Genomic DNA, 24,627 nt, shown 5'->3' on the forward strand with positions numbered 1-24,627 from the left:
ATACTATTTTCCCTTTTTAAAATTACTAAGATTTTCCAAAACTCTCGCCGACTCACTTTGAATAAAACCCAGATCATCGCCACTCGAAAGAAAGTCGATACCATTGTCTAGCCACCACTTTACTAGAGTCAAATCATTGAATCCCAAGGAAATACCACAGGGTATGCCAGCTTTCTTACATTTTTCCAATACACTCAAGCATGCAGATTTAACCTTATCACCGCCAATTTTTCCAGGACATCCTAACGAAGCAGACATATCCAAAGGTCCTAGGATGACCAAGTCAAAGCCTTCAACTTCCAGTATTTCATCGCAATGTTCTACAGCATCAGCATGTTCGATCTGAAGAGCTAGAAGGAACGTTTTTCGTGTGTTCTCCACGTAATCAGAGAAATCCATATTATTGTATTGATTAGACCTTCTTGGTCCTAACCCACGAATCCCTTTGGGAGGATATGTACACGCTTCAACAGCTCTTTCCGCATCTTTTCTACTATTGATCATTGGTACAATTATCCCGTCAGGATTCAATTCGAGGATTGGTTTCAGTCGAACAGGATCATTCCATGGGACTCGTACAAATGATAATGCTCCCCCTGCATGTGCAGCTAAGATATGTGCATAGATTTTTTCTGCGGTATAGGAAGAATGTTCTCCGTCAATCCAAATATATGTGTATCCGGTGAGGGCCATAATCTCGGTTATCATTGGATCTTGCAGAAAAACATGTCCTCCGAAAGGCACTTCTTGTCGTTTAATTTGTTGTAAGAATAATTGTGCTTTAGAAATTCCGACAGTCTCATTCATCGTATTATCCTTTTACAGCTCCAGCTGTTAATCCTGCTACCATACTCTTTTGGATGAACATAAAAAGAATAATTACAGGTATCGAACTAATCACACCACCAGCCGCCAAGAGCCCCCAATTAAGAACATGCTGTCCTATCAAGGTGGATAAACCAACTGGTAAAGTGCGAGTCTCAACACTTCTCGTAAATGTCACAGCAAAGAGAAATTCATTCCATGCATAGATAAAGATATAAATCAAAGTAGCAACTAGGGCAGATGTCGCTAGAGGAAGTATTATTCTTATAAAGGCTCCTCCATGAGTACAACCATCTACCATAGCAGATTCTTCTAGCTCATTCGGTATCGAATTGAAAAAACCGGTTAACATCCAACAACTGAAAGGTATGGAATAAGTTGAATAGGCAATTACTAGCGAAATATAAGTATCCAAAATACCTAACTTTAGAAAGATTACATACAAAGGGATCAGAAGAAGAACAACAGGAAACATATTCAAGGTTAAGAATAGAAGCATGGTGAAGCTTCTTCCTTTAAACCTAAAGCGCGAAACACTATATGCTGCGGTTGTCGCGATAATCAAAGAGAGGATCGATGAACCTAATGCAACGATAAGACTGTTGGTAATATATCTAAAGAATGGGAGAGTACTGAATACACTCCGATAGTGTTCAAACGTTGCTTTAGTAGGAAAAAATTGTAACTCGAGAGTTATTATTTCTTTTGAAGGTTTAATTGAAGTGAGAATTATCCATAAGAAAGGGAATAACATCACCAGAATCACAAGAATAATTAGTAGATCGGGAATACTTTTTCGAAATTTTCTGTATGTAAAATATCTTGTCATCATATAATCTCTTCTTTCCGTGCACGGGATACATAAATCATGATTACAACAATGAGAAGAATTGTCATAAATATGGATAAAGAGGCAGAATATCCATAGTTCAAAGTACTTCTAGCAGTCATAAACGTATAAACTGAAAGTACTTGAGTACTATATCCAGGACCTCCTTCTGTCATATTGAAAATAATATCTACAAAATTAGCTGTCCAAATAATTCTTAATAAAGTTGTAGTAACAATTGTAGGCATAATTGAAGGAATTGTTATGCTGAACAACTGTTGCCACTTTGAAGCGCCATCAATCTTGGACGCTTCATAAAGCTCTTTCGGAACCGATTGTAGACCAGCGAGCAACATCAAGGTAAAGAAAGGTACCCCTTTCCATATTGATGCGACGATGACAGCAAACATGGCCGTATCCGGCAAGGTCAACCACGCAATATTCTCGTTGATCAGCCCCATACTCTTCAAGATTGTATTAAACAGACCATAATTTGCATTAAATAACCATCGCCACATAAAAGCTGCCAGAACTCCAGGAATTACCCAAGGTATAAGAATCAAATTTCTAGAAACCCGGGAAATAAAACTTGTACTGTTCAACATTAGTGCGAAAATCAATCCAAATAAGAATTGGAATAAGACAGTTCCAAAAACATATACCCCAGTTTTTACAAGCGAAGACCAAAAGACCGGATCCTGCAAAGCCTTGTAATAGTTACCAAATGCAATAAACTTGATATCATTCGGTTTAAGCAAGGAATAACTCTGGAATGACATCACCAATGCCCTAAATATTGGAAATGCGATTACTCCTAAGATTGCAATATATGCAGGAAGAAGTAGAACATATGGCCTAAGGGTATTTTTTTGTTTGTATGTCAAGCTTATCACTTAGACCTCCTTATCTAACAAAGATAGAGGCGGTGAAGAGCGAATCGTTCACCGCCTGGATAGTTCAGACTATTTACCTTCTAAAGCATCCGCGAAATAATTCATCATCTGTGCAGGTGTGATCTCACCCAATAGTGCCTGTTGAGTCCTTGCAGGCCATACTTGCTCCCAGAAAGTACCAAGAGTATCAATATATGGTGGGTTATAAGCCCATGCAGTGGATTCAACCGATGTCATGGCAAATTCACTTTCTTTAAAGTATGAGTCAGCTTCCGCTGCACCCTTCACGACAGGAATTGACCCGATATAGTGCCCATAGTATGCAGCCTGCTCGGGCTCGGCCATCCATGAAGCGAAGGTAAAGGCCGCTTCTTTATTCTTAGATGCCTTGGGAATAATATAGTGGTGAAGTCCTGCTTCAACCCAACGATTCCCACCGACTTCTGGAATGTACATGATACCAACTTTATCCTCTCCCAAAGCTTCCACATGAGCATTAGCACTCATAATATGGTGGACAATCATGCCTGTTAGACCGCTACGGAATCCATCCATAATCTCTGCAAATCCATCACTTGGTGCACTTGGAGGAGTAACTCGAGCAGTCTTGTGCAAATTAATATACCATTCAGCTGCAGCAATTGCTTCTGGCTTTCTAAATGTGCTATTACCATTTTCGTCGAACCACTTATTTCCCACTGCAGGCAATATGAAAGACAACATCTGGCCTGTTCCACCACGAGCTCCTCTCATACCAAAACCATAAGCATTAGGAATATTTTCAGTGATTTTCTTTGCAGCTGCGAGGAACTCTTCCTTCGTCTCAGGAACTTCAATATTTAATTGCTTGAACCAATCTTTTCTGTAATAGACTACACCTGGAAGTGATACGACAGGAATTCCGAATACAGGATCATTTGCAGACACTCGTGAACTTGACCATGCAGAATCTTCGACCAAATCAGCTTTGTCCCAATCGGCGATATAATCATCAAGAGGCTCAAGAACACCCATATCCCAAAATGCACTTCCCCAAGTGGGTGTAGCGTAAAAAATTACGTCTGCAGCATCTCCTACTACTAGACTGGTTGTGTACAAGTCAAATGCACCGCCCCAAGGAATCAATTCAAATTCTGCTTTAATATTAGGGTGCTGTTCATTGAACCTATCGATCAGATTGTAGAAGTACGGATCATCTGGATTGTCCAAATGTTGCCAAATTTTTATTGTGGCAACTTCTTCTTTTGCTTGGGACTCCTCCGCTCCTGCAGCAAAAAGGCTACCAGATACAATCACTACTAGAATTAAGCTAATCCCTAGAAGTTTACATACCTTTTTCATACCCATAAAAGACCTCCTATTTTTTTCCCAAACACAAGCTTGGGTTCTTAAAACCATTAAAACAGGAGAATCACACTTTTCCGTATCGTGGAAAATGTTTTCTCCTGATGGAATTGTAACTCACACTATCCACAAATTCAACAAAAATTTATCAAAATTTCTTACAGCTTATTCAACGAATTTATACAAAGAGGTAATATTAATTTAATCTTTATATTGTAATTTTTTATTAAGTATACCCCCCCCTTATCAATGAGTACATTAACTAGAATTCCTAAAGAAAAGCCAAAAATATTTTGGAATGAAGAAATTATCACCCTGGTGAAAAACCCACCTCACCACGCAGGGCTGCGAATTAGACTACTGCAAAGGGGGTTTATGTGTTTCGCTGTGTTTCACAGTACCACGTTGACCAACGAATTAGACGTGTTCTGAAGGGGTCCTGATTTTTAACTTCAGAAGTATAGCTGAGACTAGTCGGGTAGCTACCATGTAATGCAAGTTTCACTATGTACCATGCTTTCACCACGGTGGTGAAAGCATGATTCTTAATGATAGTATATTTTTTATTGCTATTTTAGATTTCACTATATATAATGGTTTCACCACGGTGGTGAAAGGAGGCTTTTTAATGAAAGTAACTACCACACTATATCCGAAAGAATATCATCAACTTTTTACAACCTTAACGATAATCCCTATAATAGAACGATGTGACTTTATACGTGATAAGAAGAACGGATTCATTGCCAGTCTCATTTTCATCGATTCATCGACTGAATATCTTGATGTGACTGTCTTGAATAGAGCGTTTCCCTCAATTATCGCCAATTTTGCCAATAGACAAAGGGACAGGGAACACAATCAAAAGAATACGTATCCTGTAATCATGGCTCCATACATATCCAACGAGTCTGCAAAACAGTGTGAAATTTTCAATATGGGATACATGGATTTATCAGGCAACTGTAGGATATTGGTTCATTCCCTTTTTATAAGCGACCAAGGACATCCAAACAAGTTTGCTATGAAACGCAAGGCAAAAACCATATTTGATCCTTCTTCGAAAGTATCTTCGTTGATCCTTCGTGAGATAATGAGTGATACAACACAATCTTGGAAATTGAGCCTCATTTCTGAAAAACTCCTTTGCAGTATAGGACAAGTTTCAAAAGTAAAGGACTACCTCTGTGAGCAACTATGGGCTCGGATGACCTCGGATGGATTGCGAATCATCGCTCCACAATTGATCATGCAAGCTTGGAGTGAAGCATATTCGAAGAAAGCAGCGTTATTTGAATTGTTGGATTGTTATACGCTTCTGTCGATCTCAGAATTCGAGGAAAGGGTACGCAAAATCAAAACTGAATGTGGAGTCGAATGTTTTCTTTCAGGCTTTTCTGGGGGCGCAAGATACACCCCCGTAGTCAGATACAACAAGGTTCACTTGCTGCTTAGGGTTAGGGATGTACAATCATTTTTGGAAACTGCAGTTTGCAAGCCAGTTGATACGGGGGCGAACATACAGATACTTGTACTATCCAGCGATGAGTTGCTCCATGATTCAAGAGAAATCAACGAAGCTCTGGTGGTATCCCCAGTACAAGCGTATCTTGATTGCATGAGGTTGAAAGGACGTGGTGAAGAAATGGCGGAAGCAATCCTAGCAAAGGAGATAATCAAGTGAATGAAGATGATCATCTACACACCTGTATTGATTATTCGGGAGGCCAAAAGGACGCAGCATACCGAGTATTGGTAGAGCTTTGCTCATTGTTTGAGCAATACAATGACGATATCCGCATAGTAGGTGGATGGGTTCCAGAGTTAATGTTCCCGAAGCAAGGACATGTAGGGAGTGTCGACGTGGATGTATTGATTAACCATCTAGCTTTACAGGACGAAGGTTATCAGACTATGAAGAGAATCCTTTTGAAAAATGGGTATCAAGTACATCCTGAAAAATATTTCTCATTTCTAAAACAGGTTGTAATCAATGGCACTCGATTTGATGTCGATGTTGATATCCTCGCTGGGATGTATGGTGGAACCAATGAACATAAATGGAGCCAACATATCCAAGGACTCAAAGCTCTGAAAGCTACAGGAGGAGATTTCGCATTCAAATTTAAACCGCACGAAATCAAGGTGACAGCACAACGTTCAGACGGTGCCATTGAAACAGCAAAAGTTAATGTTGTTGCTACAGTCCCCTACTTAGTCATGAAAACAGCCGCAATGGGACGTGGTAAAGCCAAAGATGCCTATGACATCTATTTTCTGATTAAACATTACCGTAATGGGATTGGACAGTTGGCATCTCAATTTTCTATGCATTCAGAAACCCCTCTTGTACAGGGAATGAAAACAAAACTATCTGAGAAGTTCGCTTCTATAGATCATGCAGGACCCGTAGATGTCTCGAATTTTCTGGATCTACGAAATGAGCAAGAAATCGAAATGATAAGACGGGATGCATTTGAACAAGTACAAGCATTGTTATCAGAATTTTAATATGGGTTCTACAAGGAAAACATGTTAGAAGAACATATTCTTGAAGGGATAAATCCGCTTCTTTCGGTACCATCATAGGTAGAGTATCAGAACAAGAGAATTAATACGGAAAGAACCAAGGAAAATGCTTTCCCTCATATCCCCGAAAAGAAAAAATCCCGGTTCGAGTTGAGCCAAACCGGGAGTGATGAAAGGTCTTTAGAATGAGGCAACGTGTCTACCGACCGAGGTAGCCACCATCCACGGTTATTACCGTTCCATTCACATAGTCGGAGGATTTCGAAGCCAAAAAGAGTGAGATGCCGGCCATATCCTCTCCTGTTCCCCATCGTTGGGCTGGGATACGGGCTGTGATCTCTTTGTTTCTCCCCTCGTTCGCCAAGAGGGCACTGTTCATATCGGTTGCCATATATCCTGGCGCAATAGCGTTTATGTTGATTCCACGGGATGCCCATTCATTGGCAAAGGCTTTGGTAAGCTGGGCTACCCCACCCTTGCTAGCTGCATAGGCGGGAACGGTGAAGCCTCCGAAGAAACTGAGCAATGAGGCGAAGTTGATGATCTTGCCATACCCCTTGGGCAACATGATGTTCGCTGCCCGTTGGCACAAATCGAATGTTGCTGTCAGATTCACCTCCAACACATCATCCCAATCCTTTAAGGGGAATTCCTCTGACTTGTGCCTGCGTTGGATACCCGCAGCATTCACCAAGATATCGAGATCACCACCAAGGAAGGCAACCGCTTCATCGAAACCGCGTTTACGGTCGGCCCGATCAGCTAGATCACATGCCACGCCATGGCATACTTGTCCCTTATTGCGATACTCGGCGGCGATATCGGCTGTTTTATCGCTGTGAGCTATGATAACCACCTCTGCACCGTAAGCTAGGAATGCTTCAACCACTCCTTTTCCCAATCCACGTGATCCGCCGGTTACAATCGCTTTCTTTCCCTTGATGGTAAAATAATCCATGTTTCTCTCCTTGTTTTGTCCTACTCTTATGCGAATGCCGGGTCGTTCTTAGCTAGATCGTACCGACGGCTCTCTGGTGTGAATGCTACCAGTATCCACATATACGCATTCTTAGTCCCTGGTGTAGCCACGGTAGGATGGTATCCTCGCGGGGCCTCAACCATCGTCCCCGAAGAGACTTCGTGGAATACGGCATCTTCTAAAGCGCCGCTTTCCAGGTAGCTCAGGTGGAAGCCCTGCTTTAGCGTCGGCATATCGAAGTAACAATATACCTCTTCCAGATCCTTTTCGTGCTGGTGTGGTGGCCAGCTCGTCCACCCGCCATCTCCACTCCATGTAAGACCGCAGATCAGTCGGCTGGCTGGTGTCTCAGGGTCTAGGGTAAACATTACCTCCCGTTGTCCTGCTCCACTCCCATGAATCTGGTGGATGTCACCTATGGGGAGCTTCTCATCATAGGTGCGGAAGGAGGTCTTTCCGATTCCTGCGTACTGGGCACCACCGATATAGAAGACACAATCGGTACTTGCTGTGATGACTACCTCGGTATCCGCTGGAATGTAGAAGGAATCGAAGCGCTTCATAGCTTGAGGAAGATCGGCGTTACCCGACAGATTGGCTTCACCTTGTATCAGAGTTACCGCCATTTCCAACTTCCCCGATATCAAGGTATGCGAATCCCTTGAGGCCAGGTTCAACCTAAATACATAAGAGACAGTGCTGTCGCATGTATCGGGTGATATCACGGTATGGAAACCCCAGGCATCGGGGGATTGATGACGCCAGGAGTGCATATCTACTTCTGAAGTTATTGTGGATTTCTTTGATGGTTGCATAGGGCTTTGTTCCTTTACATGGCTGATTCAATACTCTTGATCTACCGAAAACTGTTGCCAATTTGTTGAAAATGCCCGAATTTCCTCACTTGGTCAAGGAGGAGCGTAAAACAGGGGCAAGTTTGCATGCCCAATCACTACTTCACAGGGAAATTGATGGAGAACCCAACAATGTAAAATGGGCACATCGCCTATACTAACTCGATGTGCCTCATAGTTCATGTCTAAAAGAAATTTTACTTCAATTACTTAGGGGCTCTTTGAGTTGCTCCCCATTCTCACCTTCATAACGGAGTCCCCATCCAGTAGCTACTGCAAAAACAAGCGTGACAAAGAGTGTTATTGGATAGATTAAACCTCCAGCTATAGCAACAGGACTCACCCCACTGAGGGCTACAGAAATGAAAACGAAGACACTGAGAAATGGAATGACAACAGGAAGGCTGTTTACAAAACCATCAAGTAAATTCGCTCGACGATAGGGATGAATTCCTTTACGGTTCCCAATCTCATTTACTACTGGACCGAACGTAAGGATTGAAGCACTTGTCACGCCACCGAAAATCATGGTAGTCAGGCATGCTCCTAATCCGATAGCAACTTCAGTTCCCTTAACTGTCTGTCCCATCCTACTTTTTAGGATGGCCTCTACCAAGAGGTCCAGAGCACCAGCAGCTTGAAGAACTCCCATAATACCAAAAACTGAGATAACCAAAGTGACGGTACTCATAATGCTTTCCACACCGGTTGGTAAGAACCCAGTGACATGGTTTCCCAATTCACCTGAAGAGGCGAACAGGCTATCCCATGTAAATATTCCAGTAGCCAACCCCGTGATAATTCCAGTAACGAGACCCACTGAAATAGCTTTGAACAGATCCCGACTCACTACGGCAACTACCAGAAGTAAGGTGACGGGAATGAGCATGAACAGTCTTTTGGGATCTCCTAATGCCCCGACATTAGCATCGACAGTACCCCCAATACCACCAATAATCAGATAAATAACGAATGCAGCTATAGAAGCCACAAGAGAGTATTTGAACCGACTAGCGACGACACCTGCAATCTCAGCGGTCCTTTCCTTGTCTCGATACGTTTGTGTTGAGGAAGAAGCGATTGTTGTGTCTGAAATAGGTGCGAGGTTATCACCAAAAATACAGCCACTGGTGATTGCTCCAGCGAGAAAAGCTGGATTCGCACCTAGAGCGATACCCGAACCAAAGAAAATCGGGAATGCTGCGAACATCGTTCCAATAGAAGATCCTGTAGCAGTTGAAATGATACAAGTGGCAAGGAATGTAAATGCAACAAACATCCCTCCTTTCATTCCAATTTTGTTTGCGACCCAGACAAAGCCTTCAGAAGCACTACTATCCTTCATCATCTGCGAAAACATTCCAATTATGAAAAGGATAATAACAATGGTGACCGAGTTGGGGCTCGCTATACCTTTGATTACAGAATCCCAGTATTTTTTATAATCCTTAGCAAACGGAGCACCAATAAGTAGCCCGAGAAATCCACCCATCGCCAATGCATGCATATCATATGATAAGTAAACAAGAAACAACAAAATACAGAAAATAAAAAATACTACCAGCGGTACGAATGAAAAGCGCCAACCTCCCCTGAACTCCAAAACTGACTTCTTCTCCATACTATACTCCCTTTTTTTTAGCTAAGGCTTTAAGAGCCTCGTTGATTCTTTCACAAGCTTCTCTAGCTCGTTCGTCATCAGCAAAACATCCAGTTACTATCCGAATGTAACCTTCCCCCTGTTTTCCATATGGTGTACCTTCATTTACCAATATCTTCGCATGCTCCAAGATGTGAGCTACGACTTCACTCGAAGTACCCAATCGTGATACATCGATCCACGTAAGGAACCCACTCTCGCTTTTCTGGATTCTTATAGATTGATTATCCTTGAACACTTCATGGACTAAGTTCCTCCGGCGTTCCAAGCGAAGATTGATATCCTTAAGGATACTCTCGTCGTCCAATGCCTTAATAGCTCCAATCGAAGTGACTGTAGCTGATGCTCCCAACACATTTACAGCTCCGCCATATAGGACATCCATAATCTTCTCATCAGCATAGATATAGCCAATCCTAAAACCGCTTAATCCTAAGCCTTTGGAGATTGAACAGACTGTAACGGTCCTTTCCCACATTCCTTCGATTGTTGCTGGAGCGATGAATTCAATACCGTCATAGATGTGATCTTCAAATGCTTGATCGCATACCAATACCAGATCATGCTTAATCACAAATTTCGCCACTTTCTCCAACACATCCTTTCGGAATACTGTAGTTGTGGGGTTGTTGGGGTGGCAAAGAACCAGCATCTTGGTCTTATCCGAAACCCGTTTTTCCAACTCCTCAATGGACAATTGCCATTTGTCCTCAGAATGTAGGGGAACCGGAACTGTTACCCCACCTAAAAGTTTTGGGTTGAGAAAATTACTTGGATAACTTGGATCAGGGACCAGAACTTCATCGCCAGGTGAGATAAATGGCATCATCGCATACAATAATCCTGAATCGGAACCGGGTGTGACAATGATATTCCTACTTGGATCAAGTTGTAATCCTGTTGTGCGTTGAATTTTTCTCGAGATCGCTTCACGCAACTCGAACTTTCCGATCGGCATGGAATAATGGGACGGAAAACCATCTTCCAAAGCTTCAACCATCACTTTCTTCACCGAATCAGGAATCGAAGGATCGGGAAAAAATGGGTCAGCCCACGCCATGATATCGACACCCTGTTCTATCAGCTTTCCCACTCCCTCCCCAACATCTGCCTTTGTCACTGTCTCGAACAGTCCCCCTTTCAGGGAAGAGAAGCGACTATTCATTTTTTCTTTAATGTCTTTCATGATTTACTCGCTATCGCTTCGATTTCCACCAATGCATCTTTTGGAAGGGATGCGACTTCAAATGCAGCACGTGCTGGAGGATTCTCTTGGAAATAGGTTGCATAGACTTCATTCATTGCGCCAAAATCGCTAATGTTCTTGAGATACACGGTTGTCTTCAAAACATGGGCAAGCGAACTACCTGCTTTTTCGAGGATTGCAGAGAGATTCTTAAGGCATTGATGGGTCTGTCCAACAACATCTTCGGATGCGAATTTTCCCGTTTTCACGTCAATCGGCAATTGGCCAGAGACGAATACTAAAGATTCGATTCCCGTCGCCTGTGAATAAGGACCGACAGCTGCAGGAGCGTTTTCACTGTGAAAGATTTCCTTCATAATACACCTCTATAATGCAAATTTATTTGCATGATAAAAGATTTTTATTACGTTGTCAAAGGAAATCTATGAGATTCTTCTTAAATAGCGATATATGGTAGCTTCCGAAACATGAAGTACGCGTGCAATGCTCGTAACCGCACCCTTCAATAGGAATACTCCACGATTATTCAGTTCTGCAATAATCTCTTGTCGCTCTTCTTGGGTTAAAGCATTCACTTCAACGTCACGTTCCTTGAGAATCGTCAAGACACTCTCTACGGGAATATCATTCACCGAATGCCTGAGTTTCTCATCGAAATTAGTCGGACTTTCATGCTCTTCAACTTCAGGAGTCCTAGATTTTATCAACTCATCGATTGCTTTTGTTACTTTGTGCAACGCAGTTTGGTCAGTATTTACGCAAAACAATCCAATCAACCGATCTTTATTCTTGATATAGAATGTGCCCGAATTCAAAAACCGTCCACTTTCATTCGTGCTGGTGTATGCTGGAGTATAGTCTTTTTGTTCGTACTCCTTCCTTTTCATAATTCTTAAAACGAGATCAGTTGCAGGATCACCAGCACTCCTCCCACTGATCTGATTGTTCTCGATAGCAATGATAGATTTCTCCAGTCGAGAAACATCGTGTAATACGAATTCCGTATCGGGCATCAGTTGTGCCAAGAATTTCATCAATGGAATATAACTTTCAAGAATCATTTTATCTTCACTGTTGCTTTGCATGCATACAAGAGTACTTAAAAGAGGACGGGAAATCAATTGTAATATTTTCGTGAGATACAACGGAATGAAATCTTTTCCAGAATATTCGTGCTCTTCGGAAGCCTCTACTCATTCACCCTTTAAAACCACATCTGGAATAAAGGTCTGCATAGGGCTGTGTTCCTCTTATATTGGGGTATAGGCTATGCCAATTCGTTGAAAATGCCCGAATTTGGCTCCTTGGTCAAGGAGGGGACGGGCAGTAAGCGAGACAAGAGAGAAGAAGAGTCGTTGCATAGTTTTTAGAATCTGATATAATAGATTTCAGTGAACTATCCAATAAGTGTAGGCAATTCGAGGTGGTAGACATGAAACAAGACCCTCCTTCAGTAATCGAAAAACGTAGTCTGGCAGAACAAGTGTATCATTATCTCTGTGACTCAATCATAGGGGGACGATTCAATTATGGCGATACGCTCAGTACCAAGCAACTTGCCGATGAATTGAATGTAAGCATGATGCCGATTCGCGAGGCTCTGAAGCGCCTTGAAGTCGACGGATTGGTTGAGATTCGCCCAAGAAGCATGTGTGTGTTGAAAACACCCACCAAGAAAACAATCCTATCTGCCATAGAGGTGCGGGAATTATTGGAAATCTATTCCGTCAAATCAGTCTATCAAAACATCGATACCAAGCGATTGGAACCACTTCGGGTACTTACTGAAGCTATGGCTTCGACGTTGGCTAATAAACCGGTGGACCTGCGCACCTATATTAAATTCGACTGGCAATTTCACTCTGAGCTCTGTTCACTTTGTGACAATGAGTTCATTATCCGTTCTTACAAAGAATTGAACCTACATCTGAATATGAACTATATGTATGATATCGGTATCAAACCCAATTATTCACAAACATTTCAAGATCATATCGATCTCGTACAAGCGCTAGAAAAACATTCTCCGATCGCAGTAGAAATCATCGAGAAACATTTGCATATAAGTAGGGAAAATATCCTCAGTGGATCATTTTTTACCAGCAAAGAACGGTTAGATGCATGATCTCAATCCATCAAGAAGCCACCATTTAGGTTCAACGTCTCACCAGTGATGAATGACGCCTCATCTGAGGCAAGAAACAACGCTGCATGAGCACATTCACGAGCTGTACCCATCCGGTTCAAAGGAATCGATTCTATCACACTAGATCGTTTTTCATCAGACCACTGGGCACTCATATCGGTCTCAATTGCATGGGGTGCAACGGCATTCACCGTAATACCGTATTCAGCCATCTGGCGTGCTAACGATCTAGTCAGTGTGTTGACCGCACCTTTACTCGTACCATATGCGGGACTGGCGGTAATATCCCCGATCACTCCCGCTATGGAGGTGATATTCACAATCCTTCCATATCTTTGCGCTACCATGTCCGGTAGGATCGCCTTGCACATATAGAAAGTCCCGTTGAGATTCACATCCATTATTTTTTGCCATTGATTCTTCGTCAAATCGAGAATTCCCTCACGGGTTATGATTCCCGCATTGTTGACCAGAATATCGACTGAGCCCCGCCATTCATGAATACGGGTCATCATCGATTCTATGGCATGGTAATCGGTGATATCCACAGCAAGTGACAATACCGGTCCATCCAAAGCACGAACTTGTGATTCTGTCTCCTCGGATGGCTGCATATCGACCAAGACTACAGCAGCACCTTCTTCGGCAAACCTGATTGCAATTTCCTTGCCGATTCCACGTGCAGCTCCTGTAATAACGGCTGTTTTCCCTTCAAGTCTCATAACGCACCTCTTTTATTCCGTAGTAGTGGTTCAACCGAACAAGAGGTTCGGTAATAGCAACACAAGTTGTGGAAAGAACATCAATATTCCCACCATGATCATGATAGTAATGAGAAATGCCCACATTTCTCGTACATAGTCGTTAATTGAAATGTTGAGGACTTGGCAGACCGCATACATAGCCAATCCTACAGGTGGAGTCATATTCCCCATTGTAATGATCGTGCAGAAGAGGATTCCAAAATGGACAGGGTCGATCCCTACGGCTTTGGCAAGCGGTAGAAAAATCGGGGTAAAAAGTAGAATCACCACTGAACCGTCCATAAACATACCGAGGATGACTAAAAATAACAAAATAATGAGCATGACAATGTATTTACTCTGGGAAATACTCAAAATAGTGCTGGTCAGCAATGCAGGGATGTTTTCCAAAGGAATACCATAACCGAATATCCCAGAGAGAGCGATGATGAACATTATCGCACCGACGTCAATCACGGTATCTCCCAGAGTCTTGGCGATAATTTCGAAATTCAACTCATGATACACCACCGTACCTACGATAATGGCGTACACACATGCAAAGGCACCCACTTCCGATGGAGTAAAAATTCCACTTCGGATACCGACCAAGAGCAGTATCGGGAACATCAAAGCCCAGATAGACTCTCCCAATGCAGAGAAGACCTCTTTTGCTGAAGCTTTCTCCCGCTCCGCACCATACCCTCTTCTCGTGGATGTAAGCCATACGGTGAACATTAATGCGATCATCATAAGCAAGCCAACAAGAATGCCAGAGGCGAACAGACGTCCGATTGAGACCTCTCCAACCGTACCATACAGAATTATACCAACTCCGGGAGGTATCGTCGCGGTAATCAGGGCTGTCCAGCTAATGACATTGGCTGTATATCCACGAGAGTAACCACGTTTTATCATATCGGGACCGAGGACCCGTGCTTCCATCGAAGCATCGGCTATCGCAGAACCCGATACACCGCCCATGAAAGAGGATAACACCACACTTACTTGCGCCAAGCCTCCATGCATATGTCCGGTAAGTACCGAAGAGAGTTTCATCAAACGTTTGGTAATACCCGAAGAATTCATCAGGTTACCGGCGAATATGAATAGGGGAACTGCCAACATGGCAAAGTTTTGGGTCTGAGAAATGGGCAACTGTACCGTAATAGTAAACGGTAATTCAGGATGCTGCAGGAAGAACGCCATTCCGGCGACTCCTATGGCAAAAGCTACCGGCATTCCCATGACAAGAAAAATAATGAACAAGATTCCTACCAACAACATGTCATGCCTCCCCTTGAATTTCTTGTTGCTGCTTTGGAGACAGCAGTTGTTTGAGCTTGAGCACCGATGTAATGATCATGAGCGAGCATCCGACAGGTACACAAAGAATTACCCAGGTATAACTGAATCCGGGAATACCTTGGAACACTCTTCTATAGGAGATAAAACTGAGTTTTATGCCATATACTACCAATGCTGACAAGAATAAAACTATGAGGATATAGTTGATAATCGTAATTATCCTCGTAGTTCTCTCTGAAGCCTTAAGAAGCAGTAATTCCATCTTCACCAACTTGTCATTGCGCAAGGCAACATCCGCTGCGAGAAATACACTCCATGCGAAGAGAAATAGCGATAGATCTTGCGACCAGTTGAAAGGATGGTCAATTGATCTGGCTATGGCTGCAATGAATATCAATACACAACTGATACTAAGAAACACAGCCGACAATATTACTTCTGTTTTGCATACACGTTCATAAAATTTTCGCATGAAATGCTCCCTTTGCCCGGTTGAACACGTTAAAATCTGCATATACTAAAATGCGGTGCGTGTAGGATTAAGGATTCGGCACGCACTCGCCACCGATAGAGAGAAGGAGATACCGCGGAACCTATCGTGCGATCCGCGGTATAAAAAGACATTACTTCGATTTTCCCAACTCTTTGTAGACGCGATCGCGTGCTGCTGTGAGATTAAGTTTTTCATACGCAGCATCACCTGCGGCTTTGAATGCCTTCATATCGATTTCAGATGCAGGAATAATCTTCATCCCTCTCGATTTGAGCAATTCGAGGTTCTTCGGGTCGATCTCCTCAAGATATTGGCGGGATACTTCGAGACCAGCCTTGTTACACTCCTCTTCTAGGATCGTCTGATATTCTTCGGGAAGAGAGTCGAACCATTTGCTACTGATTACCTGGAAGTTGATAAGCAGAATATGCTTTGTTTCGCTTACATAGTCACAGACTTCATGGAAGTTTCCAGTTGCAGTTGCAGTGAATGACAATTCAAGACCATCGATGGCTTTAGTCTGTAAACCTGAGAACATATCCCCATAGTTCATGGCTACTGGGGTCGCTCCTATAGATCTGATTGACTCTTGCCATATCGGAGCGCCTGGAGTTCGGATCCTTTGCCCTGCAAGATCCGCCGGCTTGGTAATCGGTTTGTTAGTAACCATCTGTCTGAAGCCTTGTACCCAGAAGAATGAGAGTACTTTGAAACCTTGCGTTCTTTCAAGTTCAGCCTTCCACTCTTGCATAACAGGAATTGACTTGAGTTTCTCAACTTCTTCAAGCGTTTCGACAAAATAGGGTGCGTTCATAGCTGCCATATCGGGGACATACATTCCCAACCGGGCTGCATCGGTGTTTTGACCGATATTCGCTCCCTGGCGAATCTGTTCAAGAATGTCCTCCTCGACTCCTAATTGAGCACTTGGATACACTTCAATTGTCAAACCGCCATTGGTTCTCTCCTTCACCGCTTCTGCCCATTTCAAAAATGCCCCATGGTAGGGATCTTGTGGGGTAAGCACGTGATTGAACCTCAAAACATACTTCTTCTCCGCTTGTGACTCTTGTGCTCCGGCTGCGAACAACATAGTTGATCCAACCAACAGCACGAGTAAAGTGATTGCAATAATCCTTTTCACGACATGCCTCCTTCAGCATTGCTGATATCTTAGATAGATGATATCTTATATTTGTTGGTTTGTCAAAAAAAATATTATGTGGTATTTATCACAAATGGAGAGAACCGCTATGAAATTCAATGCTCCCCCTGTAGAAGAACGAAAGACATCAATTGTCGAAGGTCCTGGAGGACTTCCAGCCATCCATATAGACAATGACCTCGCTGAATGTACTATATTCTTATATGGAGCACATATAGCTTCATTCAAACCGAAGGGCACATCGGAAGTATTATTCATGAGTCCACATAGTGCATTCGAAAAAGGAGTGCCGATTCGAGGGGGCATACCGGTGTGTTTTCCCTGGTTCGGCAAGCATCCACATCGCGATGATCTGTTTCTTCATGGTCTAGTCCGTACACAAGTGTGGAAACTTGAACGGATTTCTACTGGTGAAGACAAATCAACCACCTTGGTATTATCTACTTGCGACGATGAGACTACCCGTACCATATGGCCACATCGTTTTGCTATCAATCTTACGGTAAGTGTGGCACATTCGCTTACTGTGGAAATAGAAGTAAGAAACACCGATACGGAAAGTTTTACCTATGAAGAAGCTTTTCATACCTATTTCTCTGTCGATGATGTGCAACAGTGTAGAGTGGAGGGTCTTGAAGGGTTGCAAGCACGCAATCGACTTGCTAACGAAGAACGGTATATCCAATCTGGACCGGTGACGGTATCTGATGAGTTTGTAAGATTGTTTGAAAAGGTCAATGAAGATGTTGTTTTGAAAGATTCCAACGACACAAGAGTTATCGCCCTACATCATGACGCATTCAATCAGGTATTAGTCTGGAATCCTGGGCAAATCTCCGGGATGGCAAATCCTGAGATTGCCGAAGCATGGAATACCTTTGTGTGTGTCGAGCATGCAAATTGTCTGGATGCCTTGATTACATTGCAACCACAAGAGGTGCATAGAAGTAGTATCGTGATCTCTCCCGAAAAATAGAAATTGGAATGAATCGGCAAGGAGTACGCTCACTAAGCATAGTTTCCTTGCCGGTCCAATTACTGCGGGCTCTCACTGTACACCTTCTGTAGAGGCAGATTTTTTAAAATCTTTCACAATTTCATTCCCTCCCCACCACACCTGTAATCAAGGTCTATGTGGAGGGGTGAAACACAGAAAGTGGCTCTCTGGAGTCTTAAATTACAGACCCACGTGGTAAAGTGGCACTTTTCCCAGGGAGCACATTACTCTCCCGGATACTTCATTCCCCATTGTGTCCTGATGTCGTCCATGATGTGCATGACGCGAAGGATTTCGCTATGCGGCATCTGTGGACACTCGATGCTGCCAGCTGCGATGGCATCGATACAGGCTTGGACTTGGTATTCGAAACCGGTGATCTGCGCCGGTTGTGCCAGTTCCTTCACCAATTTGTAGTCCAGGTCATAAACTCGGATAGCCTCCGGGTTGTTGATATTCTGCACCTCTATGAAACCCTTGGTACCAAAGATCATACCACGACGGTCGGTAAGGGCATGTTGGGTCGAATGTAAGATCGCCATGACATGGTTAGGGTAGCTGAATGTAATGCTGTTATGGCCGTCAACTCCAGAATCGGTCATGATAGCCGTCGATTCGAAGTGTTCAAAGTGTTCACCGAGAACCATGAGCATGAAATTGATCGTGTATACACCGACATCGAGCAGAGCTCCTCCGGCCAACTTCGGGTCGCCCAAGCGGGGAACACTGTCGATCACATATCCAAGATTCGCAGTAAGTGATTTGATCTCTCCGATGATTCCGCTGGAGAGTACTTCGTCAAGCATCTTACGCATGGGCAAGTAGCGAGTCCAGATAGCCTCGGCAAGTAGAAGGTTCTTGCTTTTCGCGAGATCGAGAACATCTTTGGCCTGTTTTTCGTTGACCGTGAAGGCCTTCTCACAGAGAACCGGCTTATTATGCTCTAGGGCCAACTTGATGACATCAGCATGGTGAGAGTGGGGAGTCGCAACATAGATTAGACCGATATCGGGATCACCTACCAACTCTTCATAGGAACCGTAGGCCTTTGGCATACCGAACTCCCTAGCGAAGGCTTGGGCTTTCTCTAACGAGCGGCTACCGATCGCATAGGCACTTGCACTCTCCATGCCATTGAGTGTGGTTGCCATCTTCTTGGCTATCTTTCCTGCTCCAATAATTCCTACGTTCATGGTTTCACCTCTTTTTTATCAACTATAGACTATAAGTATACCCGTCGTTGCCAAAGGGCGCAACTGATCACTTTCGTGTACAACCATAACGAGACAAAGAGAAAAATTGCCCCTTTCGGGCATTGGTGGTATGATGGCTAGAGGAATCGTGGAGGTAACTATGGGAGCGTGTAGATATCCAGTGGTAGTGGTAACCGGCAGTAGTCGGGGAATCGGAAAGGCAGTAGCGCTGCAGTTGGCGAAGGCAGGGTATGCCGTAGCGATCACCTATGCGGGTAACAAGAGTGCTGCCGAGGAAACGGTCAAAGAGTGCTCTGCATTGGCACCACATGAGGATATCCCTTTCTCTGCATTCCAACTCGATGTGGGAAGCAAGGAGAGTCGCAGTGCATTGGTAGAAGCGGTTTATGACTACTTTGGAACCATCGATGCCCTGGTCAACAACGCCGGAATGGCTCCCCGCCTACGCGCTGATATCATCGAAGCGAGCGAAGAGTCTTTTGAGGAAATCATAGGGACCAATCTCCAAGGGCCCTACTTCCTTACCCAAGCGTTTGCCAAACGCTGGCTGGCTACGAAAGAACCATCGAAGATAACCAGTGGAAGAAAGGTAGTCTTCGTCACCAGTGTTTCAGCACAGACGGTCTCGATCAATCGAGGTGATTATTGCATCTCAAAAGCAGGACTCTCCATGGCTGCATCGCTGTGGGCTGCCCGTCTGGCACCCGAAGGAATTCAAGTCTACGAGGTAAGACCAGGAATCGTGGCTACCGATATGACAGCCAAGGTGAAGGAAAAATACGATCGGCTGATTGCTGAGGGACTGATCCCCCAAAACCGTTGGGGCAGTGGCGAAGATACAGCAAAAGCGGTTGAGGCTATCTTGGGCGGGGCACTTGCCTATTCGACCGGAACGGTAATCCATACGGATGGGGGAATGCACATTCCTCAACTCTGATCTTGAGCTTATTGAGTGACAGGGGCCGTTCTTGTCACCCAATGCGTACCAAACACTTCAATAGCCGTTGTTATTCAAGTAAGGTACTTACCTTCTACGTAGTCACGCCATACTGTCTCGAACCAGAAATCCTCATCGGGAATCGGGCGGCATGGTATACACTCATGTATGCTCTTTCCTTTTTGAAAGCGGGTGGTGAAGACAACGTTTCGCAAGGATTTATCTTCGGGTGTGTAGTACCAGAAGTTCTCCAGTTGTTCATGGATGGATTCTCCCTTCTGGGCTAGAACGAGTGCCGAGCCACGACTGCCACCCCCCTGTTCCAAGTATGAGACAATCGCCTCTAGGTAAATCTGATGGGAGAGTACGAGATGGCGTGTCTGCAATAGCTTGGGCAGCAGATGGGCAGTTCCGATTCGCAGATCGGCAAATGCCTGCACTTGGGTTGCAGCGGCTTTGAGTTCTTCAGCCAAAACCGTGCTACTACGGACCATGGAACCTGCTTTGCTCATCCGTTTGCGGTACGCTCCCCTATAATCCAACAAGGCAGTGAGATTATCCTCCGCATCTTTGCCTTCTTCGGTGAGACTCGTCTTGGCTATGGCAAGGATCTCTTTTGCAGCAAGTAATGCAGGTTCTGAAAACATCTCCCACGTTAAGGTGGGTGTGCTATAGGAGCCCACGATCTTTCGTGATGCACGCTCTGCCCCCACCTGACCCGAGTTGAGGGCTGATCCACCAGGACGGGCTATACCGTGGGTACCGGCGACCTCCCCAATGGGGAAGAGATGGGAAATATTCACCGACTCCCACCAGGTATCGACCGAGAGACCTCCATTGTTGTGTTGGGCACAGACAGCCACTTCCAATGGCTCCTTTGCCAAATCGATGCCATGTTCACGGTACAGTCCTATTGCCTGACTGTTCATCTGCTCAAGACGTGCATAGGGAGTCGCTCCAAGAGCTGCCGATTTTTCCAGGTAGCTCCTTGCTACCGCCCCGATAGCATCAAGACTGAAAGGCTGGGAAGCATGTACGGAAGAGGGATTACGACGGAAATCCATGAACACGCGTCGACCCAGAAGAACCCGCTCACGGTAGACAAGGATATCGATCAAAGAGGAACCATGGTCGGTAATCTTTCTCACATCAAACGGCCATTGATAGCCTTTGAGGAATATCGCATTGCAAAGGTTCTCCGTACTGGGAAAGAAGGGTTGAAGGAACTCACGTTCATCGTTCCCATCGGCGTCGGTACTGAAATAGGTGGGGATTACCTGCTGGTAACTACCGCTGACATTCCAACGGAATTTGGTGGAAGCCAGACCGAATTGCGACTCGGTGAGATTGTTTGCCTGAGCTCCAATCTCCAAGGCAAGACCGATCGCGCCACTGTGGCAGGAGGGGTAGACCGAATCCTCATAGATACCACCGGGACCACCAGTTGCGAAGACCACATTGTCAGCCATATAGAGACAAAGCCCATAGGAGGACTCTTCCACCCGCTTGCGATCTATAGCTACTGCTCCGACGATACGGTTGTCGCAGGTTATGAGGCGGACGACCTCGATCTGTTCGCGGATATCGACATTGCGCAGTCGGGCTTCATCCAAAAGCACCTCCACCATCCGCTTGGACGTGTAGGGACCAATCGAGCTGCCGCGTTCACGGATATCGTGGTCGGTTTGGTATCCGGCGTAGGCACCATAACGGTTGGTAGGGAACGGTACCCCCAAAGAACACAGATAATGGAATGCTTCGGTAGAGCCGATTGCCTCCACTAGAGCGGTATCACCATGCATTGCTCCACCGCCAGAGAGATCGTGAGCCATTAAATAGGGTGAATCGGGTTCTTTGGTCCCTGTCGATAGACGGTAATAGGTCTGTTTGTCCGATCCAGTGTTGTAGGAAGTTCCCCCTTTCACCGATTCGGTGAGCACCACTAGGTCGTCCACTCCCAGTTGTTTCAGTCGACAGGCCGCCTTAAGGGCTGCAGCGCCGCTACCGACGACGAGTGTATGGACAGCTGAGACCTCAAGTGGGATGCCATCTACCACCAGATGCTGCGCGCGTGTATCCATGGTTTTCTTCATAGCGTATCTCCCGATACATAGTCACAATCCAGACGAATATGGACCGGCTTGTCCAATCTTCCGATAATACGGCGCTTGAGGACCTTGGCCGATTCCAAACCTAAGCGGTGGGTATCGAAACGGATCGTGTCGATCCTCCGGTCGATCAACTCGAGCGCCGAGGAATCGTCATAACCGGTCAAAAAGAAATCCTTAGGAAAGGAATAACCACAGCGTATCCCATCGTTATAGATATCGATCGCCACATAGTCATTGAAACAGACGATCGCATTATAGCCCTTCTCGTGCAGGGTATGGGTAAAGCCGTGAGGGATATCCTGGATTGACTGGAACTCATAGACATCGCTTTCCACATCGAAAGGGATACCGAAACGGGCACATGCGTGGGCAAGACCGTTACGCCGCTCATTGTCGACATAGGCGACCGGTGGGAAACCGATATAACAGAGATGGACCACCTTGTGCACACGCTGGCGGGCTTTGGCGACCATCCTCTCCACCAGGATTCCCATAGCCTGTTCACTATCGTAGATCACCGAATCGTGACGCGGGGCATAGCGGTTTACCAGAAGAAGGGGAATACCCCGTTCTCGGATGCGTTTCACCAGAGAGGGCTTTGGTGTCGTAAAACTGAAAATACAGGCGTCCACATCGCCCAACTTCTTATGGTGGAGCCCCTTGTCATCACTCTGGTTTATGCGGACGATCACATTGGCCTTCACATCATCGAATCCCTGGTAGAGGCCTTTTATGAACTCATTGATATCGTAAAAGAGATTGACTGATGCGCTACGGGTCTCGGGTAGGAAAAGGACGATATTGAGGATCGCCCTACTCTGCTGCTTGCGGATATTGCGCTTACGATACCCCAGGCGCTCGGCTGTCTCGAGTACCAACTCACGTTTGTCCTCGGTGGTAAGAACAGAGTTGTTCAAAACCCGACTTACCGTACTGGCAGAGGTACCGCACGCGTCTGCGATATCCTGTAGGGTCACCCGCTTGTCGGTCTGCTTCATGTGCGCCCCTGCAGCTGTTTGAGCATCCCCCTATAATAGGGATCGTAGACGACACATCCATCGTGTAACTGGTTCACCATAAGTCGTGTGCAGGCAGAACAGGCGGTGCAGTAGTTGATAGCCTCTCCGGTGCGTAGTTTCTCTGGATAGAGGGGATCGGCGAAACTTTGGCGCCCGAAACCGATCATATCGACCAAACCATGTTCCAGGTTCTCTTCAGCATAATCAGGAGCCTCTTCACGCAAGATCGTATAGGCAGAACCGATGATCTTCATAGCCGAAAGGACATCTGCCGATGCGATGGCATCCCGGGCCTCCTTGCAGTAACGGAAGTGATGCAGGTAAAAATACTTGGAGGGATTAGTAGGACGAGTAATCTCGCTCGTCCATCCGGGGATTCCCGCCGATACATTGATATAATCGGCTCCCTCAGTCGCCATCATGGCAATCAGTCGTTTCATCTCGGTAAGATCCTCGATATAACTGTCGGGAGAAGCGGTACCACACCCTCCCCTGATACCTTCGAACATAGAAATCCGTGAACCGAGGATGAAACCATCCTTTCCGAGACTGGATTTGAGTTCCCTGAGGCTCTCACGGATGAAACGGGTACGGTTCTCGAAAGAGGTGCCCCATTTGTCATCCCTAGTATTGGATGGACGGAGCATCTCGGCTCCGAAATAACCATGGCAAAGTTTGAAGTCGATTCCATCGGCTCCTGCCTCGTGGCTCAGGTGAGAAGCCTCTACCATCATCTGCCGGATCTCCTCCACCTCAGCTGAGGAAAGTAGCTCAGCGTTCCCTCTATCACGATCGTATAGGGCAACCTGGCGGGAGAAAGCACCCGACTTGCGCCCACTATGGGTAAGTTGGAACAACAGAAGCCCATCGGGGTTTTCGGTCTTGAAGGCATCAACGAGCTTTTTAAAGCTATCGAGGTTCTTTCGATTCATTACCATGCCATTGACGCGGGCTTTGGAGCGCTCATCTACGCTGATAGCCTCAACCACTACCAGTCCCCATTTTCCACGGGCGAGCTGTACATACCGATTGCGAGTCCTCTCGGAGACCTCCCCTGCCGGACCTCCGTCATTTCCCTCCATCGCCTGAACAACCAGACGGTTCGGGGCACGTTTTTGTCCAATGGAAAGAGGAGAGAAGAGAGTGCTCCATTTTTCGGGTGTTTTCTGCATATTCATGGGAAGGCCTCCTGTGGCGGCCCAGGGGTCGCTCGTCACTTTTGCATGCAAGAGAATAATCTTTGCATGCAGAAATTATACCCTAACGATTGGCTGTGTCAACAAAAAGCCTTGGAAAAAATTTTTACGTATTTTTCAACAGGAAAGTTTTGTATTCGTAACTTTTCCGTGATACACTATCGGTGAATCGCAAATT

The 24,627-nt window shown here is 45.1% G+C and carries 23 protein-coding genes; 5 read left to right on the top strand and 18 right to left on the bottom strand.

Features of this window, described 5'->3' with window-relative positions; all coding sequences use genetic code 11:
* Positions 1-3: 3 nt before the first annotated feature.
* The 4 genes from ACODJP_RS05570 to ACODJP_RS05585 form a co-directional block, all read right to left on the bottom strand.
* Positions 4-807: an HpcH/HpaI aldolase family protein gene (locus tag ACODJP_RS05570; RefSeq protein WP_422479350.1), complete on the bottom strand. Its 804-nt coding sequence runs from the start codon at positions 805-807 to the stop codon at positions 4-6.
* Positions 808-811: 4 nt separating this feature from the next.
* Positions 812-1,654, bottom strand: coding sequence for a carbohydrate ABC transporter permease (locus ACODJP_RS05575; RefSeq protein ID WP_422479352.1), 843 nt, complete (start codon positions 1,652-1,654; stop codon positions 812-814).
* Positions 1,654-2,538: a carbohydrate ABC transporter permease gene (locus ACODJP_RS05580; protein WP_422479354.1), complete on the bottom strand. Its 885-nt coding sequence runs from the start codon at positions 2,536-2,538 to the stop codon at positions 1,654-1,656. The genes ACODJP_RS05575 and ACODJP_RS05580 overlap by 1 nt, the downstream gene beginning before the upstream one ends.
* A gap of 78 nt (positions 2,539-2,616) precedes the next feature.
* Entirely contained in the window at positions 2,617-3,888 is a 1,272-nt protein-coding gene (locus tag ACODJP_RS05585) for an ABC transporter substrate-binding protein (RefSeq protein WP_422479356.1), read from the bottom strand.
* A 631-nt stretch (positions 3,889-4,519) separates the two neighbouring features.
* Between ACODJP_RS05585 and ACODJP_RS05590 the strand changes: the two genes are divergently transcribed.
* Both ACODJP_RS05590 and ACODJP_RS05595 read left to right on the top strand, forming a co-directional pair.
* Positions 4,520-5,575, top strand: a complete 1,056-nt coding sequence (locus tag ACODJP_RS05590; protein ID WP_422479358.1) for a type IV toxin-antitoxin system AbiEi family antitoxin — start codon at positions 4,520-4,522, stop codon at positions 5,573-5,575.
* Positions 5,572-6,402 (top strand): hypothetical protein, encoded by an 831-nt coding sequence (locus ACODJP_RS05595; RefSeq protein ID WP_422479360.1) that lies wholly within the window; start codon positions 5,572-5,574, stop codon positions 6,400-6,402. Before ACODJP_RS05590 ends, ACODJP_RS05595 begins: the two co-directional genes overlap by 4 nt.
* A gap of 217 nt (positions 6,403-6,619) precedes the next feature.
* Here ACODJP_RS05595 and ACODJP_RS05600 read toward each other — a convergent pair whose 3' ends face one another.
* The 6 genes from ACODJP_RS05600 to ACODJP_RS05625 form a co-directional block, all read right to left on the bottom strand.
* Entirely contained in the window at positions 6,620-7,378 is a 759-nt protein-coding gene (locus ACODJP_RS05600) for an SDR family oxidoreductase (RefSeq protein WP_422479362.1), read from the bottom strand.
* A gap of 26 nt (positions 7,379-7,404) precedes the next feature.
* Positions 7,405-8,214: a 5-deoxy-glucuronate isomerase gene (locus ACODJP_RS05605; protein WP_422479364.1), complete on the bottom strand. Its 810-nt coding sequence runs from the start codon at positions 8,212-8,214 to the stop codon at positions 7,405-7,407.
* A gap of 241 nt (positions 8,215-8,455) precedes the next feature.
* Positions 8,456-9,874, bottom strand: coding sequence for a Na+/H+ antiporter NhaC family protein (locus ACODJP_RS05610; RefSeq protein WP_422479366.1), 1,419 nt, complete (start codon positions 9,872-9,874; stop codon positions 8,456-8,458).
* Between the two features lies 1 nt (position 9,875).
* Positions 9,876-11,099, bottom strand: coding sequence for a pyridoxal phosphate-dependent aminotransferase (locus ACODJP_RS05615; RefSeq protein WP_422479368.1), 1,224 nt, complete (start codon positions 11,097-11,099; stop codon positions 9,876-9,878).
* A complete protein-coding gene (locus tag ACODJP_RS05620) occupies positions 11,096-11,476 on the bottom strand; it encodes a RidA family protein (protein WP_422479370.1) in 381 nt (126 codons plus the stop codon). The genes ACODJP_RS05615 and ACODJP_RS05620 overlap by 4 nt, the downstream gene beginning before the upstream one ends.
* 66 nt (positions 11,477-11,542) lie before the next feature.
* Positions 11,543-12,205 carry a helix-turn-helix transcriptional regulator gene (locus ACODJP_RS05625; RefSeq protein ID WP_422479372.1) on the bottom strand — a complete coding sequence of 221 codons (663 nt, stop codon included), beginning with the start codon at positions 12,203-12,205 and terminating at the stop codon, positions 11,543-11,545.
* Positions 12,206-12,552: 347 nt separating this feature from the next.
* Here ACODJP_RS05625 and ACODJP_RS05630 point away from each other — a divergent pair, with 347 nt between their 5' ends.
* Positions 12,553-13,245 carry a GntR family transcriptional regulator gene (locus ACODJP_RS05630; RefSeq protein ID WP_422479374.1) on the top strand — a complete coding sequence of 231 codons (693 nt, stop codon included), beginning with the start codon at positions 12,553-12,555 and terminating at the stop codon, positions 13,243-13,245.
* A 2-nt stretch (positions 13,246-13,247) separates the two neighbouring features.
* On the opposite strand, the gene ACODJP_RS05635 is transcribed toward ACODJP_RS05630, so the two are convergent.
* The 4 genes from ACODJP_RS05635 to ACODJP_RS05650 form a co-directional block, all read right to left on the bottom strand.
* On the bottom strand, positions 13,248-13,988 hold the full coding sequence (locus tag ACODJP_RS05635) for an SDR family NAD(P)-dependent oxidoreductase (RefSeq protein WP_422479377.1): 741 nt from the start codon (positions 13,986-13,988) through the stop codon (positions 13,248-13,250).
* 30 nt (positions 13,989-14,018) lie between these two features.
* Positions 14,019-15,296 carry a TRAP transporter large permease gene (locus tag ACODJP_RS05640; protein ID WP_422479379.1) on the bottom strand — a complete coding sequence of 426 codons (1,278 nt, stop codon included), beginning with the start codon at positions 15,294-15,296 and terminating at the stop codon, positions 14,019-14,021.
* Between the two features lies 1 nt (position 15,297).
* Complete coding sequence (locus tag ACODJP_RS05645; protein WP_422479381.1) at positions 15,298-15,789, bottom strand: TRAP transporter small permease; 492 nt, start codon at positions 15,787-15,789, stop codon at positions 15,298-15,300.
* A gap of 151 nt (positions 15,790-15,940) precedes the next feature.
* A complete protein-coding gene (locus ACODJP_RS05650; RefSeq protein WP_422479383.1) occupies positions 15,941-16,954 on the bottom strand; it encodes a C4-dicarboxylate TRAP transporter substrate-binding protein in 1,014 nt (337 codons plus the stop codon).
* A 109-nt stretch (positions 16,955-17,063) separates the two neighbouring features.
* Between ACODJP_RS05650 and ACODJP_RS05655 the strand changes: the two genes are divergently transcribed.
* A complete protein-coding gene (locus ACODJP_RS05655; protein ID WP_422479385.1) occupies positions 17,064-17,951 on the top strand; it encodes a D-hexose-6-phosphate mutarotase in 888 nt (295 codons plus the stop codon).
* A gap of 245 nt (positions 17,952-18,196) precedes the next feature.
* On the opposite strand, the gene ACODJP_RS05660 is transcribed toward ACODJP_RS05655, so the two are convergent.
* Positions 18,197-19,165 (bottom strand): Gfo/Idh/MocA family protein, encoded by a 969-nt coding sequence (locus tag ACODJP_RS05660; protein ID WP_422479387.1) that lies wholly within the window; start codon positions 19,163-19,165, stop codon positions 18,197-18,199.
* Positions 19,166-19,325: 160 nt separating this feature from the next.
* Here ACODJP_RS05660 and ACODJP_RS05665 point away from each other — a divergent pair, with 160 nt between their 5' ends.
* Positions 19,326-20,123 carry a 3-ketoacyl-ACP reductase gene (locus ACODJP_RS05665; RefSeq protein ID WP_422479389.1) on the top strand — a complete coding sequence of 266 codons (798 nt, stop codon included), beginning with the start codon at positions 19,326-19,328 and terminating at the stop codon, positions 20,121-20,123.
* Positions 20,124-20,197: 74 nt separating this feature from the next.
* Here ACODJP_RS05665 and ACODJP_RS05670 read toward each other — a convergent pair whose 3' ends face one another.
* The 3 genes from ACODJP_RS05670 to ACODJP_RS05680 are packed head-to-tail and all read right to left on the bottom strand — an operon-like array spanning position 20,198 to position 24,431.
* On the bottom strand, positions 20,198-22,216 hold the full coding sequence (locus ACODJP_RS05670; protein ID WP_422479391.1) for an FAD-binding protein: 2,019 nt from the start codon (positions 22,214-22,216) through the stop codon (positions 20,198-20,200).
* Positions 22,213-23,232 (bottom strand): LacI family DNA-binding transcriptional regulator, encoded by a 1,020-nt coding sequence (locus tag ACODJP_RS05675; RefSeq protein WP_422479393.1) that lies wholly within the window; start codon positions 23,230-23,232, stop codon positions 22,213-22,215. The genes ACODJP_RS05670 and ACODJP_RS05675 overlap by 4 nt, the downstream gene beginning before the upstream one ends.
* Complete coding sequence (locus ACODJP_RS05680; RefSeq protein ID WP_422479395.1) at positions 23,229-24,431, bottom strand: hypothetical protein; 1,203 nt, start codon at positions 24,429-24,431, stop codon at positions 23,229-23,231. Before ACODJP_RS05680 ends, ACODJP_RS05675 begins: the two co-directional genes overlap by 4 nt.
* Between the last annotated feature and the right edge of the window lie 196 nt (positions 24,432-24,627).

The organism is Pleomorphochaeta sp. DL1XJH-081 (assembly GCF_049310885.1).
Lineage (GTDB): Bacteria > Spirochaetota > Spirochaetia > Sphaerochaetales > Sphaerochaetaceae > CAYZJV01.